Below are 17278 nucleotides of genomic sequence, written 5' to 3'. Positions count from 1 at the left end.
GATGGTCGATGCAACCATGCCGACGCCGGTTGTTTCGGCGCCAGGCACCAAAACCGGATCGAGCTCCGGTAACAGCAGCGCGTCGACGGCGACGACGGGCATCGCAGACAATTTCCAGACCTTCCTGACGCTGCTGACGACGCAATTGAAGAACCAGAACCCGCTCGATCCGCTCGACACCAACCAGTTCACCCAACAGCTCGTGCAGTTCGCCGGCGTGGAGCAGCAGCTCAAATCGAACGACCAGTTGAAGTCGCTGGTCGACATCGAAAAGAGCGCGCAGTCGACGCAGGCGCTGATCTATGTCGGCAACACCGTGGCGGTCGATGGCAGCAAGGCCCAGTTCGACAAATCCGCGACCTGGAACCTGACCGCGGCGAAGGGTACCAACGCCACGATCACGATCACCAATTCGACCGGCCAGACCGCCTATTCCGGCAACTTCACCCTGAACCAGGGCAACGCCAGCTTCGTCTGGGACGGCAAGGGCAATGACGGCTCCCAGTGGCCGCCCGGCGCCTACACCCTGACCGCCACCGGCAAGGACTCCAGCGGGAACAGCGTCTCGATCTCCACCGAGGTGCAAGGCATGGTCGATTCCGTCGACCTGACAGCCTCGCCCCCGCTGCTGTCGATCGGCGGTCAGTCCTACACCGCCGACAAGGTCAAGCGCGTAGTCCGCACCGTCGCGAGCAGCTAGGTCGCCCACCACAATCGTCGTCCCTGCGAAAGCAGGGACCCGACCACTGGATTGCGTTGTTGAAGAAAGTTATCGCCACAGCATCGTGCAACAATTGAAGGCTGTGGTTACGGGTCCCGGGTCAAGCCCGGGACGACACTGAATTTGTTGCGTGGCTTGTGAGACATACATTCGCATTCTCGCGACATGATTTGTCCCTGCGCGATGGGTTACGGCTTATACGTGCTCTCCCCGGTGAGACTGGGCTTGCTTGTCACCGCCGTCAGCAAGAGACATCAGTCTCTTGTGACAGGACACCTGCCACCAGGGCGTCAGGCCTGCACGACTTCGCCGTCCGCTATCTGCCACGATCGTCAATCATGACATCGGCGTCCACCGCATCTCACCGCAACACTCGTGACGACCGCGAAGCGCCCCTCAATCGGGTGAGACGGACAAATCTATAGCACTGAGTTGTGGTTCTGAAAATCAGAATATTTTTCGCGCGAGACCTTGCGCCGTCGGGCAAATCAGTGGCAGGCGATCTGACTACATTTTGCTGGCTGATCGGACAGTTGGCGTGCCCCACAAGAAGCCTACGATCCTCGGGGTCGTGGTCGGCCCTTTGTGAGGCGGCCACTCAATGGTTTCATTTGATCTCTATCAATTTCCACCAGGAACTACTGTCGCCACAAGCACCTAAGAAACTGTTTCCGCCGGTATTTCCCCGAAGACAACTCTTCGATTGTTCCAGGGTATATTGACGATCGCTTCTCATTGCATGCTGGCTCAATTGGGCGACTTGATCGCTCAACTCCTTGTTGCTTTGCTGCAGGCAATCCAGTCGCCTGGCCAGATCATTGTGGTATTTATTGCAGTCTTCGAGCGCATGTCCAACGGAGGGCAGGAATACCAAGGCCGCCGCAATGACCAATTTTCGCATCGTCGTATGTGTCCCGCCGGTTGAATAAACATCAATCGTAACGAAACACGCTGACACGAAACTGACGACGATTGCGGGAACTGCGTTCAGTTACCTAGAAGTTCTCTGGATTCAACGGTGCACTGCACGAGCAGAGAGCCCGCTCGCTACGGAGCTGCCGGCAGGAGGCCGAGCGAGACGCCTGGCGCCGCAGCGCTGCGCCCCGGCTTCGTCACCCGCAGCCGGCTCAGCGGTAATAGCCGCGTCGAGCGAAAGCGAATTGCGGATTGATCCCGCAATAGGCGTCGGTGCCGGAGGCACTGGCCGCGCACTGGGCATACGTCGCGAAGTCGCAGTTGCCCGGATAGCCCCAGATACGTCCCTGGAGGCAATAACGGCTGTTTAGGTCGAGGGCACGAGCGTGGATGTACTGCGCCGATTGCGCAGAAGACGCCGAAACTGAAGCCGCCAAGACAGCCGTTGCGAGGGCCATGCAGGCGATGAGCTTTTTCATTTTCATGTCCTTTCACTGGCGGCCCGCGCAGCAAGGCCAAGCCGGAGTGTCAGTCAACGCCGGCAGGGGTACTTTAGTTCAAAATGCGGCGTTGGCAGCAATCACTTACCCGCGCGCTCAACGTGAACAGGGCGAACCGGTTCGCCAAACCCAGGGACGCTCCCAAGGACGCTCATCGGGGGCGGCCGTCGCGGACCGCCCTGAGGGCCGACGCTTATTTCGGCTGTCCCGCGGCGTCGAGGATCAGCCGTGCAATCGCGTCCGGCTGCGAGATCAGCGCGAGATGGCTCGCCTTCACCTCGATCGTCGTCGCCCCCATCCGCTTGGCCATAAAACGCTCGAGATCCGGGTTGATGGTGCGGTCTTCCGTCGAGACGGCGTAGTAGCTCGGCTTGGACCGCCATGCCGCCTGGGTCGTCTTGCCGGTCAGCAGCGCCTTGTGGAAGGGCTCCTGTACCGCATAGAGCACCCGCGCCTTCGCTTCGGGCAGGTCGCCCGCGAAATCGTGCAGGAAGGCCTGCTCGGAAAGCCGCCCCTCATCGCCATCGAACACGATCCCTGCGCTTGCCGGTGGTGTCGGATAGGTCTTCGCCAGCGCGGTGTAGTCCTCGCCCGCGTCAGGCGCGCGCGCGGCCACATAGACCAGCGCAGATACCTTCGGATGCACGCCGGCCTCGCTGACGATCATTCCGGAGAAGGAATGGCCGACCAGAACCGTCGGGCCATCCTGTCGATCGAGCACGCGCTGCGCCGAGGCAACCGCTTCCGGCAGCGTGGTCAGCGGATTCTGTACCGATGTCGCGTTGAGTCCGGCTGCCTGCAATCGCGCAATGACTTCGGTCCAGCAGGAACCGTCGGCAAACAGGCCGTGCACCAGCACGACGTTGCGCGCCTTCACCGGAGGCGAAACGGCAGCCATGCCGCGCGTGGAAATCAGGGAAGCCGCCGCGCCGGTGAGCAACGTGGCAGCGAAGGTGCGTCTGTTCATCATCATGTCGTTCCATCGTTGCGCGCTGGCGCGGATCTCCGCAGGAGCGCGCAAACCTGCGGTGAATGCATGATGCCGTCTACGCGCGTGACGACATCATGGTTACGTTCGATACCGCCGTTGTGATGGAAATTGGACCGGCCCGATACAATTTCCAGATACCCATCGGCGGTCATGATCGGGCTGCCGACGGTATGATTTTCGGCTCGGCCGACTGTGCCCGCCACCATGCACCCGGCTCTGCCAGGGTCCAAACAGCCCTGGTTCGCCGTCCTGTTCCCGGCCATTCCAACGAGATTCGTATTGAACGCTTGGGCTTAGGCAAATTTTAAGTCGGCAGGCGTAGGTTGCTAGCGTGAGTTCAGTGGTTGAGAGTTTGTGAGTACGCCATGACAGAACCCCATCGCCCGAGGGTGAAATACGTCATCGGGCCTGACGGCAGCCCGTTAACGATTGCGGACCTGCCTGCGCCCGGAACCAAACGGTGGGTCATCCGCCGCAAGGCCGAAGTCGTAGCCGCGGTCCGCGGCGGCCTGCTTTCCCTCGAGGAAGCCTGCAGCCGGTATACGCTGACCGTCGATGAATTCCTTTCCTGGCAGTTCTCGATCGACCAGCATGGTCTGGCCGGCCTGCGCACCACCCGGATTCAGCAGTATCGGCAGTAAGTCCGATCAAACCAGCGGTATTTGATGAAAACCGGCTTCGTTCTGCGAAGCCGGTTTTTTTCATGTCCGCGTTTTTGCCGCGGACCTTAACCTTCGTTAACCAGATGGAAACCATACCCTAGGCAATAATTGCCCAGTCGGACCCATCGGGGCCGAATCCCTGGGGGCCGTGCGTGCAAAGTCTGGTTGCTTTCCTGAGAGGCCTTGGTACGGCCCGGCTTGTGGCAATGGTGGCGGTCACCGCCGCCCTGATCGGCTTCTTCGCGTTCGTTATCATGCGCGTCACTACGCCGCAGATGACCACTCTCTTCACCGACCTGTCGACCGAGGATTCCTCAGCCATCATCAAGGAACTGGAGCGCGAGGCGATCCCCTACGAGCTGCGCAATGACGGCGCCGCGATCATGGTGCCAAAGGACAAGGTGACGCGGCTGCGGATGAAACTCGCCGAGGGCGGCATGCCCAAGGGCGGCGGGGTCGGATACGAAATCTTCGACAAGTCGGACGCCTTGGGCACCACGAGCTTCGTCCAGAACATCAATCATTTGCGCGCACTGGAGGGCGAGCTCTCCCGCACCATCCGTGCCATCGACCGGGTCCAGGCCGCGCGCGTCCATCTGGTGCTGCCGGAGCGGCCACTGTTCTCGCGCGAGACGCCGGAGCCCTCCGCCTCGATCGTGCTGCGGGTGCGCGGCAGCCTCGAACCGCAGCAGATCCGCGCCATCCGTCACCTGGTCGCTTCCGCCGTCAACGGGCTGAAACCGCAGCGCGTCTCGATCGTCGACGAGGCCGGCCAGTTGCTCGCCGACGGCGCCGCCACCGATGGCGATGCCACCGCCGGCGACGAGCGCCGTACCGCTTTCGAGAAGCGGATGCGCAAGCAGGTCGAGGACATCGTCTCATCCGTGGTCGGCGCCGGCCGCGCCCGCGTCCAGCTCTCCGCCGATTTCGATTACAACAAGATCACCGAGACCTCGGACAAGTTCGACCCCGAAGGCCGCGTGCTCCGTTCGAGCCAGACCCGGGAGGAATCCAGTCTCACCGCCGACAATTCCGGCCAGGTCACGGTCAACAACGAGCTGCCGGGCAACCAGAACAATGACAACGCCGCCCGCGCCAAGGACCAGAGCAAGAAGAGCGAGGAAACCAACAATTACGAGATCTCCCGCACCACCAAGACCGAGGTCACCGAGGCCGGCCGCGTCAACCGGATCTCGGTCGCGGTACTGGTCGACGGCAGCTACGGCAAGAACGAAAAAGGCGAGATGCTCTACCAGGACCGCAGCAAGGAAGAGCTCGACCGCATCGCCGCCCTGGTGCGTTCCGCGATCGGCTTCGACCAGAAGCGCGGCGACCAGGTCGAGGTCGTCAACCTCCGCTTCGCCGAACCGCCGATGGTCACCCCGATCACCGAGCCGACCGGCCTGCTCGGCATGCTGCAATTCACCAAGGACGACGTCATGTACGTCATCGAGCTCGGCGTGATGATGCTGCTCGGCCTGGTCGTGCTGTTCATGGTGATCCGTCCGCTGGTCAAGCGCATCGTGGCAACCGACCCGGTTGCCTCGCGGACCGGCGCAGGCAGCGTGCCCGCCCGCGCCGAGGCCGCGCATGCCGGCGGCGAAGGCGCCTCGGGAGCAACCGGCCAGGCGCTGATCCCGAGCGGCAGCGCCGCGGCACAATTGATCGACGTCGCCCAGATCCAGGGTCAGGTCCATGCCCAGGCCGTGCATCGGGTCGGCGAACTCGCTGACCGCAATCCGAACGAGACCGTCTCCATCGTCCGTCAATGGCTAGCCGAGCCCGCCGAGAGCTGACATGGCCTTACCGCAGACCACAAACCAGAACGACATCACCAGCGTCCTGTCGACGCTGGCGAGCCGCCAGAACGGCCGGCCGAAGAGCAAGCCGCTCTCCGGCCCGAAGCGCGCCGCGATCCTGATGCTCGCGCTCGGCGAGCAGTATGGCGGCAAGGTCTGGTCGCTGCTCGACGACGACGAGGTCCGCGAATTGTCGGTGCAGATGTCGACGCTCGGCACCGTCGAGGCCGACGTGGTCGAGGACCTGATGCTGGAATTCGTCTCGCGGATGTCGGCATCGGGCGCGCTGATGGGCAATTTCGACGCCACCGAACGCCTGCTGCAGCAATATCTGCCGGTCGAGCGCGTCACCGGCATCATGGACGAGATCCGCGGCCCCGCCGGCCGCAACATGTGGGAGAAGCTCTCCAACGTCCAGGAAGAGGTGCTCGCCAACTACCTCAAGAACGAATACCCGCAGACCATTGCCGTGGTGCTGTCGAAGCTGAAGCCGGAGCATGCCGCCCGCGTGCTCGCGATCCTGCCCGAGGACATCGCGCTCGACGTCGTCGGACGCATGCTGCGGATGGAAGCGGTGCAGAAGGAAGTCATCGAGCGGGTCGAGCAGACGCTGCGCACCGAGTTCATGTCGAACCTGTCGCAGACCCGCCGCCGCGACGCCCATGAGGTGATGGCCGAGATCTTCAACAATTTCGATCGCCAGACCGAGACCCGATTCATCACCTCGCTGGAAGAGGAAAATCGCGAATCCGCCGAGCGCATCAAGGCGCTGATGTTCACCTTCGACGATTTGATCAAGCTCGATGCCGGCTCGGCCCAGACGCTGATGCGCAACATCGACAAGGACAAGCTCGGCGTCGCGCTGAAGAGCGCCAACGAGGAGGTGCGCGGCTTCTTCCTCGGCAACATGTCCTCGCGCGCCGGCAAGATGCTCCAGGACGACATGGCCGCGATGGGTCCGGTGCGCTTGCGCGACGTCGACGAGGCGCAGGCGCTGCTCGTGAATCTCGCCAAGGATCTCGCCGCCAAGGGCGAGATCACGCTGACCAAGAACCGCGCCGACGACGAGCTGGTGTACTGATGGCCGCGCCCGCAAAGTTCATGTTCGATACGGACTTCTCGGCGCCCGACCGCGCGCGCGAACGCGCGGCCACGCCGGCCGAAGTCGCGCAAAAGATCGCCGATGCGGAGGCTCGGGCCTACCGCGCCGGGCATGACGCCGCCCAGCGCGAGGCCAAGGTCGAGAGCGACCGCCGCTCCGCGCAGGCGCTGGAGCAGATCGGCGTCGCGATCAAGGGCATCGCGGCGCGCTTTTCCGGCATCGAGACGCGGATGGAGACCGAGGCCGTCGACGTCGCCGTCGCGGTCGCCCGCAAGCTCTGCTCCGAACTGATTGCCCGCGAGCCGCTCGGCGAGATCACCGCGCTGGTCAGCGATTGCTTCTCGCATCTGGTATCGACGCCGCATCTCGTGGTGCGCATCAACGACGCGCTTTATGACGGCGCCCGCGAGCACATCGAACGGACGGCCGCGCATAGCGGCTTCCAGGGCCGGCTGGTGATCCTGGCCGAACCCACGATCGCGACCGGCGACTGCCGGATCGAATGGGCCGACGGCGGCGTCGTGCTGGAGCGTGCGGCCGTCGAAGCCAAGATCAACGAACTCGTCGGGCGCTATCTGGCGTCCCGCGGTCAGCCGGCCAACGGCGATTGAGGATTGAACCATGAGCGACACCGACACACACGTCCCGCTTCCCGACCTCAACTCCGCCGATGCGCCCGCCATCGACGACGTCGGCTACAACGAAGACGAGAATGCCGCGCGCATCGCCGCCGATCTCGAGGCCGTGTTCGACGTGCCGGTGCAGGTGTCGGCGGTGCTCGGCCGCTCCAAGATGGACGTCGGCGATCTCCTGAAGCTCGGACCCGGTACGGTGCTCGAACTCGACCGCCGGGTCGGCGAGGCGATCGACATCTATGTCAACAACCGGCTGGTGGCGCGTGGCGAAGTGGTGCTGGTCGAAGACAAGCTCGGCGTGACCATGACCGAAATCATCAAGGCGGAACGCTCGTAACAATCCAACGATAGCGCGCGGGACCTGCGCGACCAGACGAACAGGAGACTATCATGCGGCTTCTCATCGTTGGTACCCTGAAGGGCCAACTCACGACCGCCACCAAGATCGCGATGGAGAACGGCGCCTCGGTGACCCACGCCGAGGCCATCGAACAGGCGATGAACGTGCTGCGCGGCGGCAAGGGCGCCGACCTGCTGCTGGTCGACGTCGGCCTCGACATCCGCGACCTCGTGATGCGGCTCGAGGCCGAGCACATCCACGTGCCGATCGTCGCCTGCGGCATCTCCAACGATGCCCGCGCCGCGGTCGCCGCGATCCACGCCGGCGCCAAGGAATACATCCCGCTGCCGCCCGACCCCGAGCTGATCGCAGCCGTGCTCGCCGCGGTCGCCAACGACGCGCGCGACCTGGTCTACCGCGACGAGGCGATGGCCAAGGTGATCAAGCTCGCGCAGCAGATCGCGGGCTCGGACGCCTCGGTGATGATCACCGGCGAATCCGGCACCGGCAAGGAAGTGCTGGCGCGCTACGTCCATTCCCGCTCGGGCCGCGCCAAGCGGCCCTTCATCTCGATCAACTGCGCGGCGATCCCGGAGCATTTGCTGGAGTCCGAGCTGTTCGGCCATGAGAAGGGCGCCTTCACCGGCGCGGTCGCGCGCCGCATCGGCAAATTCGAGGAAGCGACCGGCGGCACGCTGCTGCTAGACGAAATCTCCGAAATGGAGGTCCGGCTGCAATCCAAGCTGCTGCGCGCGATCCAGGAGCGCGTGATCGATCGTGTCGGCGGCACCAAGCCCGTCGCCGTCGACATCCGCATCATCGCGACCTCGAACCGCAACCTCACTGAGGCCGTGCGCGAAGGCACGTTCCGCGAGGACCTGCTGTTCCGCCTCAACGTCGTCAATTTGAAGATCCCGCCGCTGCGCGACCGCCCGGCCGATATCCTCGAGCTGGCACAGCACTTCGCCAGGAAATATGCCGAAGCCAATGGCGTGCCGGTACGCCCGATTTCGGCGGATGCGCGCCGCATCCTGACTGCCAACCGCTGGCAGGGCAACGTCCGCGAGCTCGAAAACACTATCCACCGCTCCGTTCTGATGGCACAGGGCGACGAGATCGGGCCTGAGGCCATCCTCACCCCCGACGGCGACCGCCTCGATCTCACCAAGACCGCGCCGGCCGTCGCGCATGCCACCTTCGCCGCCGAACAGGTCACCCGCGCTCTGGTCGGCCGCACCGTTGCCGACGTTGAACGCGACTTGATCCTAGAGACGCTGAAGCATTGCCTCGGCAACCGCACCCATGCCGCCAACATCCTCGGCATCTCGATCCGCACGCTGCGCAACAAGCTGAACGAATATGCCGACGGCGGCATCCCGATCACGCCGGCAGGCAACGGCGCCGGCGACTATCAGCGGCTGGCGACGGCGGGCTAAGCAACGGATCGCGGCGAGGCAACCATCGCCGCGAACGGCGCCTTAAGAATAGCTGGGCGCGTCCGGCTTGCGGAAGATGCGGATCGGATCACCGGGCGTGATGTCCCGGCCGCTGAATGCCGCATAAGCATAGAGCGCGAGGTAACCGATGGCGATGGCGCCGACGACATAAAGCAGAATGGCTCCGACGCGCTTCATCGAACCGTCACGTCTCCGAAACATCCCCGCTTTTAATGCGCGAAGCGGCGATGCGCTACCGGCAACATGCCGCGGTGCGCCATCGGCCTTCTCATCCCCCGAAGGCTTTCCTCCCTTGAATCTTGCAACCGATTGCCGTACTCAATCTCACATTGTTTTTACTTTTTAGACAACTGGAGAGAGATATGGCTCTTTACGCGCAGACCAGCGGCGATCTGTCCACCAATTCCTCTTCCTTCACGGCGATGCAGGGCCTCACCTTGACGCTTCCCGAGGGCGTCGGCACCACCGCCCTCGTCATCCTCAACGTTCCGATGCCCTACGCCACCGGCGATCACAATCCAGGCGGGACCTTCGGGATTACCATTAACGGAACGGCGTCTGCGGTCGTTGCTGGCTTCATCTACAATGAACAGGTCCCGCCAAGCACCGGCCGCGTGCCGACCACCCTGGTCGTGGGCGTTCCGCTTGCCAACAACGCGCAGACCATCCAGGCGGTCTGGCAGAGTGTCCGTGGCAGCACGGTGATCATCGACACACCGGCGACGCTCAGCGTGACCTTCTAAAGCGTGATGAGATGAGGTTTGAGCGGCAGCTCGAGCAATCGCCCGTTCCGACAGCGCCGGAACGGGACCACGGACTTTCGGGACTCTTGCTTCGACGTGTTTTCCTGACGTGAAGCGCCCTTGTCCAGCTGCCACCATCAAGGCGCGACGGATCTGCGAACAGACGCATGCCAAAATCGTGTTAGCCTAGAGGCGATTTCGTTTCGGCTGCATCAGGCACGCCTCGCGCTCGATGCGGGCGGCTACCAGCGGCGCCATGTCGGGGGCGATGGGCGGGGAAAAGACGAAGCCCTGCACCACGTCGCAATCGAGTCCGCCGAGCACGTCCACTTCAGCCGGCAGTTCGGCCCCCTCTGCCACCACCGTCATGCCCAGCCCGTGCGAAAGGGCAATGATGCCGCCCAGCAGTTTGCGCTTCTCCGGCGCGGTGGAAATGCCTTCCACGAAGGCCCGGTCCACCTTCAGCCGGTCGAAGGGCAGGCGCGTCAGATAGCCGAGCGAGGAATAGCCTGAGCCAAAATCGTCCAGCGCCAGCCGGGCGCCTAGACCGGAGAGGGCCGTCAGCGTGCGATTGATCCGCTGCTCGGTATGATCCACGAACAGGCTTTCGGTCAGCTCCAGGCACAGCAGCTCCGCCGGAAAGCCGGTCTCCGCCAGCACGGCCGAGACTGCCGTCTCGAAATCCACGTTCCAGATCTGCGCCGGCGAGACGTTGACCGAGACGGAGCGCCGCGGCAACCCGGCATCCAGCCAGGCACGACCCTGCCGGCAGGCCTCGCGAAGCACCCACAGGCCGAGATCGACGATCAGCCCGGAGCTTTCGGCGATGGGGATGAACTCCGCCGGCGAGATTGGCCCGCGCTCGGGATGGGTCCAGCGCAGCAGCGCCTCGAAGCCGGTGACGCGGCCGGTCTTCAGGTCCAGCTGCGGCTGGTAATCAGCCTTGAGGGCGCCGGCCTCCACGGCATGGCGCAGATGCCGGGCGAGATCGAGCCTTTGATCGACCGCCTGGGCATAAACCGGCTCAAACAGTTGCGCTCGGCCGCGTCCGGCCTCCTTGGCCATGTAGAGCGCCAGGTCCGCGTTGCGGACAGCGGTCTCTGCCGTAGCCCCATGCTCCGGCAGGCGGGCGATGCCGATCGTGGCGCCGACGAACGCCTCGCCGTCGGTGAGATCGACGGGGCCGGACAGCCTGGCGATGAGCCGATCGGCAAGCCCGGTAAGCGCGGCGTCGGACATGCCGCAACCCTCCGCCAGCACCGCGAATTCGTCGCCGCCGAGCCGGGCGATGAAGGCTCGCGGCCCCAACTCCTGTCGCAGCACAGCCGCCACCCGGATCAGCAATTCGTCGCCGGCGGCGTGGCCGAGGGAATCATTGACCTCCTTGAAGCGATCGAGGTCGATGAGCAGCAGCGCGTCGCCCCGGCCTTCCCGGACGCAGCCTTCAATCAGGGTAGCGAGCTGGCGTTTGAACAGCGCGCGATTGGCAAGGCCGGTCAGTGGATCGCTGTAGGCGAGCTGCTCGAGCTGGCGTTCCGCCTCCTTGCGCTCGGTGACGTCCTGCACGGTACCGATGATGCCGACGACCTTGTCGTCGGCGACCTCCGCCTTGCAGATCACCGCGAGATCGCGGGCCGTGCCGTCCGCGTGCAGGATGCGCAGGTCCGTGGCCTCGGTCCTGCGGGTGCGGAGGACCCGTTTCTGAACGTCGCGGAAGCGGTCGGCGTCTCCGCCCAGGAAGTAGGGCCTGATGTTCTCAAAGGTCGGCTCGAACGTGTCGGGGTCGAAACCGAGAAGCTGGTAGAGTTCGGGCGCCCAGATCGTACGGTCGCTGTCCAGCCGGTGGCTCCAGGTGCCGATCTTGCCGAGCTGGTGGGCTTCCGCGAGCGCCCGCGTGCGCTGGTCGAGCAAGGCCTTGGCCGCCCTGAGCTGGGTGATGTCGCTGGCCGTGCCGCGGTAACCGAGAAAGGCGCCATTATCAGCGAAGATGGGCTTGCCGCTCGTGGAGATGCTGACGCGCGACCCGTCCTCGCCGATCACCGTATAGGTGAAGTCGCGGAAAGGGCGATAGGCCTCCATGTCGGCCCGGTGCCGTGCCATGGCCTCCTGGTCCTCGGGTGCATAAGCCAGTTCCCAGCGCGTGCTCCCGCCAGAGGCCACCGTCTGGAAGGCCGCATTGCCGTCGAGCAATTTGGGATAAGGCAGCAGTCGATGGGCGGTGTCGCTCTCCCAGCACCAGTCCGAGGCGGTGCTGACAAAATCGGCCAGCCGTTGCTCGCTCTCCGCCAGGCGCCGCAGCGCGGAGGTCTCCTCCGTGACGTCGCGGACAATGCCCGACACGCGCCGAACCTGACCGAGCGCGTCGAATTCCGGCTCGCCATGCACCACGCAGTCGAGCACGCTGCCGTCGGGCTTGCAGAGCCTCGTCTGCACCGCGTAGGGCTGTCCCTCCGCCCAGCACGCCGCGTAATGCGCCTCCAGAACCTTTCGGCTTTCGGGCAAATAGCGCTCGTGAACCGTAACGATGGGGATGAAGCCATCGACCGTTTCGAATTCGTAGAAGGCGGCGAGCTCGGGCGATATCCAGAAATCGGTCGCAGCGGCACTCTGCGACTCCCAGTAGCCCATGCGGGCCATCCTGATGGCGGACCGCAGCGACCGTTCCTCATGCCAGCGGTGACGCGCTACCCCCGCGGGGGCCTGCCCTTGCGGCAATCTGCTAACGGCCATTGGTCCCCAACCAAAACGCTAACGTACAATCACCCAGGCGACCATTAGCATAGAGCGCGACAACCTTGGAGCGAAGGCCATGACAATCCGGGTATCGTCGGCATATTTGGTGTAGTTTCGGTGAATTCGGCTACCGACACCAAGTATGCGGAAGAACCTAAACCGGACGAAACTATTGTTGTGGCAGCTAAGTTCGGGTTTCCGTCGCCTTAAGACTTCAAGCCCAAGCGGCGCTTAACAACGCCAAGCTGCGGACTGGACGTTTTGGCTGTGACACAACTGGAGCGAGAATTCTAACGCGGCCACCGCGCGTGGACGTGGCGTGACGGCAGGCTGACCTCGGCCAGCTTGAGCTGATCCTCTTCCCGGTCGATCGCGACATATTCGCCGTGCCAATATGCCAGTGCAGCGGTGCGCTGCGAAGCCACCACATCCAGCACGCGACCGATCACGATCGCGTGCGAGTGACGTTCGATCGTTTCCTCCACCTCGCAGTCGATCGCCGTAAGCGCTCCGACCAGCAGCGGCACGCCCGAGGCGCGGGTCGTCCATTCGGCTCCGGCGAACCGGTCCGCACCCTTCAGGCCACCTTTGCCGGTGAAGCGTTCCGCGACATCGATCTGGTCCGCCGTCAGGATGTTCACGCCGAACACGCCATGGCGCTTGATCAGCTGATATGACGACGCCGCACGGTTGATGCTGACCATTAGCGAGGGCGGATCGACCGACAATGACGACACCGAGGTCACCGTCATGCCCGAAATGTCGTCGCCGCGCCCGGCCGTGATGATGCTGATCCCACCGGTCAAATGACGCATCGCGCCGCGAAAATCGGCGGCCGAGAGGGGCTGGACTATGGAGAGGTTGCGGACGGCGGTGTTCATGACGGCCTCACAAATCAGAAATGTCTTCGCTACCTTCGAGCAGATGCTTCAGGATCGCGCCCTCCAGCGCAGCGAGCCCGGCCGAGCCGCGCCGGCGCGGCCGCGGCAGATCGACCACGACATCCTGGGCGATGCGGCCGTCCTCGATGACCAGCACGCGATCGGCGAGCGCCACCGCCTCGGCGACGTCATGCGTCACCAGGATCGCGGTAAAACCCTGATCGCGCCAGACCCGCTCGAGCAATGCCTGCATCGAGATCCGCGTCAGCGCATCGAGCGCGCCGAGCGGCTCGTCGAACGCCAGCACGCGCGGGTGGCTGACCAGCGCACGGGCCAATGCCACGCGCTGCTTCTGGCCGCCCGAGAGCACCGCGGGCCACTGCCCGCGTTTGTCGTCGAGGCCGACCTCGACCAGCGCATGTTCGGCACGCGCCTGCGCATCCGCGGATCTGCGTTCACGCCCAAGGCCGACCTCGACATTGGACAGCACGCGTGCCCACGGCAACAGCCGCGGTTCCTGGAACATGACGCGGAGATCCTGCGCGCGAAGCTGCTCGCTGAAGGCGGTGCTGCCGGCCGTCGGCGCATCGAGGCCCGCGATCAGGCGCAGCAATGTGCTCTTGCCGCAGCCGCTGCGGCCGACGATCGCGACGAACTGGCCGGGTGGAATGTGCAGGTCGACGCCACGCAGCACCTCGTTGTCGCCGAACGACTTGCGCAAGCCGCGGATCGTCAGCGACAGCCCGCGCGTCGCGCCTTCCGACGCCCGCCGCAATTGCCGGGCTTGCGGGAGGATATCGGCACGGTCGACCGGTTCGGCATCGACAGACTCAAAACGAAGCGCCTCTTGCATTCTCGTTCTCACTTCTTCTGGAAAGCGGGATGCCACGACAACGTCAGTCGCTCCAGCGCCCGCGAGGCGCTGTCGGCGAGCTTGCCCAGCAATGCGTAGATCAGGATCGACAGCACGACGACGTCAATCAGCATGAATTCGCGCGCCTGCATCGCCATGTAGCCGAGACCGGACGAAGCGGCGATGGTCTCGGCCACGATCAGCGTCAGCCACATGATGCCGAGCGCAAAGCGAAGGCCGACGAAGATCGACGGCAGCGCGCCGGGGAAGATCACCCGGCGGAACAGTTCGCTGTCGGTCATGCCGTAGACGCGGCCCATCTCGATCAATTGCGGATCGACGGTGCGGATGCCGTGCAGCGTGTTGAGATAGATCGGAAAGAACACGCCGAGCGCAACCAAAAACAGCTTGGCCGACTCGTCGATGCCGAACCACAGGATGACGAGCGGGATCAGCGCCAGATGCGGAATGTTGCGCACCATCTGCAGCGTGGTGTCGGTGAGCTTGGCCGACAGCTGCGACAGGCCGTTGGCAAGACCGAATGCGAAGCCGATGCTGCCCCCGATCAGGAAGCCGATCGAGGCGCGCCAGAAGCTGACCCAGATGTTGCGGATCAGCTCGCCGGACAGCAATAGCTTCCACCCGGCCAGCGCGACGTCGGTCGGTGCCGGCAGCACGCGCGCGGGCACGAAGCCGGTGACGCTGGCGAGCTGCCAGATCAAGACGATCGCGAGCGGCACGATCCACGGGATCAGACCGTCGACCTTCGGGAGCCTGGGGGTAGTGAGGCGCGGGAGACTGTCGATCAAGCTCATGATTGCGATGCCTGTTTCTGCGGCCGATACTCGTTGCCGATGGTCTCGCCGAACGGCCCGGTGTTGACACGGATCGGCGTCACGTTGTTGCCGTGCCCAAGCGACAGCAGCGGGAACACCAGCTCCGCGAAGCGATAGGCTTCCTCGAGATGCGGGTAGCCGGACATGATGAAAGTATCGATGCCGACATCCTGATACTCCTTGATCCGGGCCGCGACCGTTTGGGGGTCGCCGACCAGCGCGGTGCCGGCGCCACCGCGCACCAGGCCGACACCGGCCCACAGATTCGGGCTGATCTCGAGCTGGTCACGACGGCCGCCGTGCAGTTGCGCCATGCGCTGCTGGCCCACCGAGTCCATCCGCGAGAAGATCTTTTGCGCCGCTTCCACCGTGTCGTCGGTGACGTGCTGGATCAGTTCGTCGGCAGCCTTCCAGGCCTCGGCATTGGTCTCGCGCACGATGACGTGCAGGCGGATGCCGAACGAGAGCTTGCGGCCACGCTGCTCGGCGATCGCCTTGACCCGTGCGACCTTGTCGGCGACTTGCGCCGGTGGCTCGCCCCAGGTCAGATATTTGTCGACGGTATCCACCGCGACGTCGATGCCGGCGTCGGACGATCCGCCGAAATACAGCGGCGGCCGCGGCGACTGCACCGGATGGAACAGCAGGCGGCCATCCTCGATCCGGATGTGCTTGCCTTCGACATTGACGGTCTTGCCCGCCAGCAGATCGCTGTAGACGTTCAGGAACTCGCGGGTCACGGCGTAGCGCTCGTCGTGACCCAGGAAGATGCCGTCGCCTTTGTTCTCGACGGGATCACCGCCGGTGACGACATTGATCAAGAGGCGGCCGTTCGACACCCGGTCCAGCGTCGCGGTCATGCGCGCGGCAACGCTCGGTGACTGCAGCCCCGGCCTGACCGCGACCAGATAGCGCAGACGCTCGGTCCAGGGGGCCACGGCCGAGGCCACCACCCAGGAGTCCTCGCAGCTGCGGCCGGTCGGCAGCAGCACGCCGTAATAGCCGAGCTGGTCGGCGGCCTGCGCGATCTGGCGCAGATAATTGAAGTTCACCTCGCGCCCGCCGATTGACGTGCCGAGATAGCGGCTGTCGCCATGGGTCGGCAGGAACCAGAGGATGTTGGCGTTGGTTGCGGTGCTCACGTTCCCGGCCTCCATGCGACGTCAGAAATCTTGATGTGTTTGGGGATCAGGCCGAGCGCGAAGAACGTATCGGCGACCTGCTGTTGATCCGCGATCACAGCATCGGTGACCGGCTTGATGCCGTAGGCCTGGCGCTTCAACGCGACTTCCACCACCGGGACCGAGAGACCAATGGTGGGCGCGAGCTGTTCGGCAACGGCGTGGATATCGCCCTTGGCCCAGTCATCGACCTCGCTCAACTGTGCCAGCACGAGATCGACGGTCTTCGGATCGCGCTGCAGAAACGCCTTCGATGAGAAATAGAACTGATAGTTCGAGACGGTATTGGTGCCATCGGCAAGGATGCGTGCGCCGGTCGCGGCTTCCGCCGCCGACTGGAACGGATCCCAGATCACCCAGGCATCGACCGCCCCACGCTCGAACGCTGCGCGGGCATCAGCCGGCGCGAGATAGGCCACCTCGACATCGGAATATTTGACGCTGGCCTTCTCCAGCGCCTTGACCAGGAGATAGTGGACGTTGGAGCCCTTGTTGAGTGCGACCTTCTTGCCCTTCAACTCGGCGACCGACTTGATCGGGCTGTCCTTCGGCACCAGGATCGCCTCGCCCTTCGGCGCCGGCGGCTCATAGGCGACGTACTGGATCGGCGCACCAGCGGCCTGCGCGAAGATCGGCGGCGCCTCGCCGGTATTGCCGAAATCGATCGCGCCGACGTTGAGCGCCTCGAGTAGCGGCGGCCCGGACGGAAACTCCGTCCACACCACCCGGTAGCCGACCGCTTTCAACTTGTCCTCGAGCGAGCCCTTGCTCTTCAGCAGCACCAGCTTGCCGTATTTCTGGAAGCCGATACGAACCACCTTGTCCTGCCCGTAGGACGCGCCGACCGCGGCAGCAACGATGCTGACCGACAGCACCGCACTGGTGATCCAGCGTTGAATGATACGTCGCATGATGACGCCCTTTGTGTT

Annotated in this window: 19 protein-coding genes; 9 read left to right on the top strand and 10 right to left on the bottom strand. The window is 64.2% G+C overall.

The window, feature by feature from the left end; genetic code table 11:
- Position 1 precedes the first annotated feature (1 nt).
- Positions 2-700, top strand: coding sequence for a flagellar hook assembly protein FlgD (locus tag ACP2YO_RS07260; RefSeq protein ID WP_426440252.1), 699 nt, complete (start codon positions 2-4; stop codon positions 698-700).
- Positions 701-1328: 628 nt separating this feature from the next.
- Here ACP2YO_RS07260 and ACP2YO_RS07255 read toward each other — a convergent pair.
- The 3 genes from ACP2YO_RS07255 to ACP2YO_RS07245 form a co-directional block, all read right to left on the bottom strand.
- On the bottom strand, positions 1329-1622 hold the full coding sequence (locus ACP2YO_RS07255) for a hypothetical protein (protein WP_426440251.1): 294 nt from the start codon (positions 1620-1622) through the stop codon (positions 1329-1331).
- A gap of 226 nt (positions 1623-1848) precedes the next feature.
- Positions 1849-2115, bottom strand: coding sequence for a DUF3551 domain-containing protein (locus ACP2YO_RS07250; protein WP_426440250.1), 267 nt, complete (start codon positions 2113-2115; stop codon positions 1849-1851).
- A 214-nt stretch (positions 2116-2329) separates the two neighbouring features.
- On the bottom strand, positions 2330-3109 hold the full coding sequence (locus ACP2YO_RS07245; protein WP_426440249.1) for an alpha/beta fold hydrolase: 780 nt from the start codon (positions 3107-3109) through the stop codon (positions 2330-2332).
- Positions 3110-3201: 92 nt separating this feature from the next.
- On the opposite strand from ACP2YO_RS07245, the gene ACP2YO_RS07240 reads away from it, so the two are divergent.
- The 7 genes from ACP2YO_RS07240 to ACP2YO_RS07210 all read left to right on the top strand — a co-directional run bounded on the left by ACP2YO_RS07240 (position 3202) and on the right by ACP2YO_RS07210 (position 9101).
- On the top strand, positions 3202-3435 hold the full coding sequence (locus tag ACP2YO_RS07240; RefSeq protein ID WP_426440248.1) for a hypothetical protein: 234 nt from the start codon (positions 3202-3204) through the stop codon (positions 3433-3435).
- Positions 3436-3492: 57 nt separating this feature from the next.
- Complete coding sequence (locus ACP2YO_RS07235; RefSeq protein WP_002714638.1) at positions 3493-3768, top strand: DUF1153 domain-containing protein; 276 nt, start codon at positions 3493-3495, stop codon at positions 3766-3768.
- A 173-nt stretch (positions 3769-3941) separates the two neighbouring features.
- A complete protein-coding gene (fliF, locus tag ACP2YO_RS07230; RefSeq protein ID WP_426440247.1) occupies positions 3942-5585 on the top strand; it encodes a flagellar basal-body MS-ring/collar protein FliF in 1644 nt (547 codons plus the stop codon).
- A 1-nt stretch (position 5586) separates the two neighbouring features.
- On the top strand, positions 5587-6669 hold the full coding sequence (gene fliG / locus ACP2YO_RS07225) for a flagellar motor switch protein FliG (protein WP_426440246.1): 1083 nt from the start codon (positions 5587-5589) through the stop codon (positions 6667-6669).
- Positions 6669-7301: a FliH/SctL family protein gene (locus tag ACP2YO_RS07220; RefSeq protein WP_426440245.1), complete on the top strand. Its 633-nt coding sequence runs from the start codon at positions 6669-6671 to the stop codon at positions 7299-7301. The genes fliG and ACP2YO_RS07220 overlap by 1 nt, the downstream gene beginning before the upstream one ends.
- 10 nt (positions 7302-7311) lie before the next feature.
- A complete protein-coding gene (gene fliN, locus ACP2YO_RS07215) occupies positions 7312-7662 on the top strand; it encodes a flagellar motor switch protein FliN (protein WP_426440244.1) in 351 nt (116 codons plus the stop codon).
- 53 nt (positions 7663-7715) lie between these two features.
- Positions 7716-9101: a sigma-54 interaction domain-containing protein gene (locus tag ACP2YO_RS07210; RefSeq protein ID WP_426440243.1), complete on the top strand. Its 1386-nt coding sequence runs from the start codon at positions 7716-7718 to the stop codon at positions 9099-9101.
- Between the two features lie 42 nt (positions 9102-9143).
- On the opposite strand, the gene ACP2YO_RS07205 is transcribed toward ACP2YO_RS07210, so the two are convergent.
- The gene (locus tag ACP2YO_RS07205; RefSeq protein WP_426440242.1) at positions 9144-9299 is read right to left on the bottom strand and encodes a hypothetical protein; all 156 of its coding nucleotides are present in this window, start codon (positions 9297-9299) and stop codon (positions 9144-9146) included.
- A 185-nt stretch (positions 9300-9484) separates the two neighbouring features.
- Here ACP2YO_RS07205 and ACP2YO_RS07200 point away from each other — a divergent pair, with 185 nt between their 5' ends.
- Complete coding sequence (locus tag ACP2YO_RS07200) at positions 9485-9865, top strand: hypothetical protein (RefSeq protein ID WP_426440241.1); 381 nt, start codon at positions 9485-9487, stop codon at positions 9863-9865.
- Positions 9866-10051: 186 nt separating this feature from the next.
- Here the strand turns inward: ACP2YO_RS07200 and ACP2YO_RS07195 are convergent, their stop codons facing one another.
- The 6 genes from ACP2YO_RS07195 to ACP2YO_RS07170 form a co-directional block, all read right to left on the bottom strand.
- The gene (locus tag ACP2YO_RS07195; RefSeq protein ID WP_426440240.1) at positions 10052-12493 is read right to left on the bottom strand and encodes an EAL domain-containing protein; all 2442 of its coding nucleotides are present in this window, start codon (positions 12491-12493) and stop codon (positions 10052-10054) included.
- A gap of 395 nt (positions 12494-12888) precedes the next feature.
- The gene (locus tag ACP2YO_RS07190; RefSeq protein WP_426440239.1) at positions 12889-13479 is read right to left on the bottom strand and encodes a flavin reductase family protein; all 591 of its coding nucleotides are present in this window, start codon (positions 13477-13479) and stop codon (positions 12889-12891) included.
- A 7-nt stretch (positions 13480-13486) separates the two neighbouring features.
- The gene (locus tag ACP2YO_RS07185) at positions 13487-14332 is read right to left on the bottom strand and encodes an ATP-binding cassette domain-containing protein (RefSeq protein ID WP_426440238.1); all 846 of its coding nucleotides are present in this window, start codon (positions 14330-14332) and stop codon (positions 13487-13489) included.
- An 8-nt stretch (positions 14333-14340) separates the two neighbouring features.
- On the bottom strand, positions 14341-15147 hold the full coding sequence (ssuC, locus tag ACP2YO_RS07180) for an aliphatic sulfonate ABC transporter permease SsuC (protein ID WP_426440237.1): 807 nt from the start codon (positions 15145-15147) through the stop codon (positions 14341-14343).
- Complete coding sequence (gene ssuD, locus ACP2YO_RS07175; RefSeq protein WP_426440236.1) at positions 15144-16325, bottom strand: FMNH2-dependent alkanesulfonate monooxygenase; 1182 nt, start codon at positions 16323-16325, stop codon at positions 15144-15146. The genes ssuC and ssuD overlap by 4 nt, the downstream gene beginning before the upstream one ends.
- A complete protein-coding gene (locus tag ACP2YO_RS07170; RefSeq protein WP_426440235.1) occupies positions 16307-17260 on the bottom strand; it encodes a sulfonate ABC transporter substrate-binding protein in 954 nt (317 codons plus the stop codon). Before ACP2YO_RS07170 ends, ssuD begins: the two co-directional genes overlap by 19 nt.
- Positions 17261-17278: the final 18 nt, after the last annotated feature.

This window comes from Bradyrhizobium genosp. P (assembly GCF_049949265.1).
Classification (GTDB): Bacteria; Pseudomonadota; Alphaproteobacteria; order Rhizobiales; family Xanthobacteraceae; genus Bradyrhizobium.
Note: the sequence above shows the minus strand (reverse complement) of the source record. Positions and strands in the feature narration are given on the sequence as shown.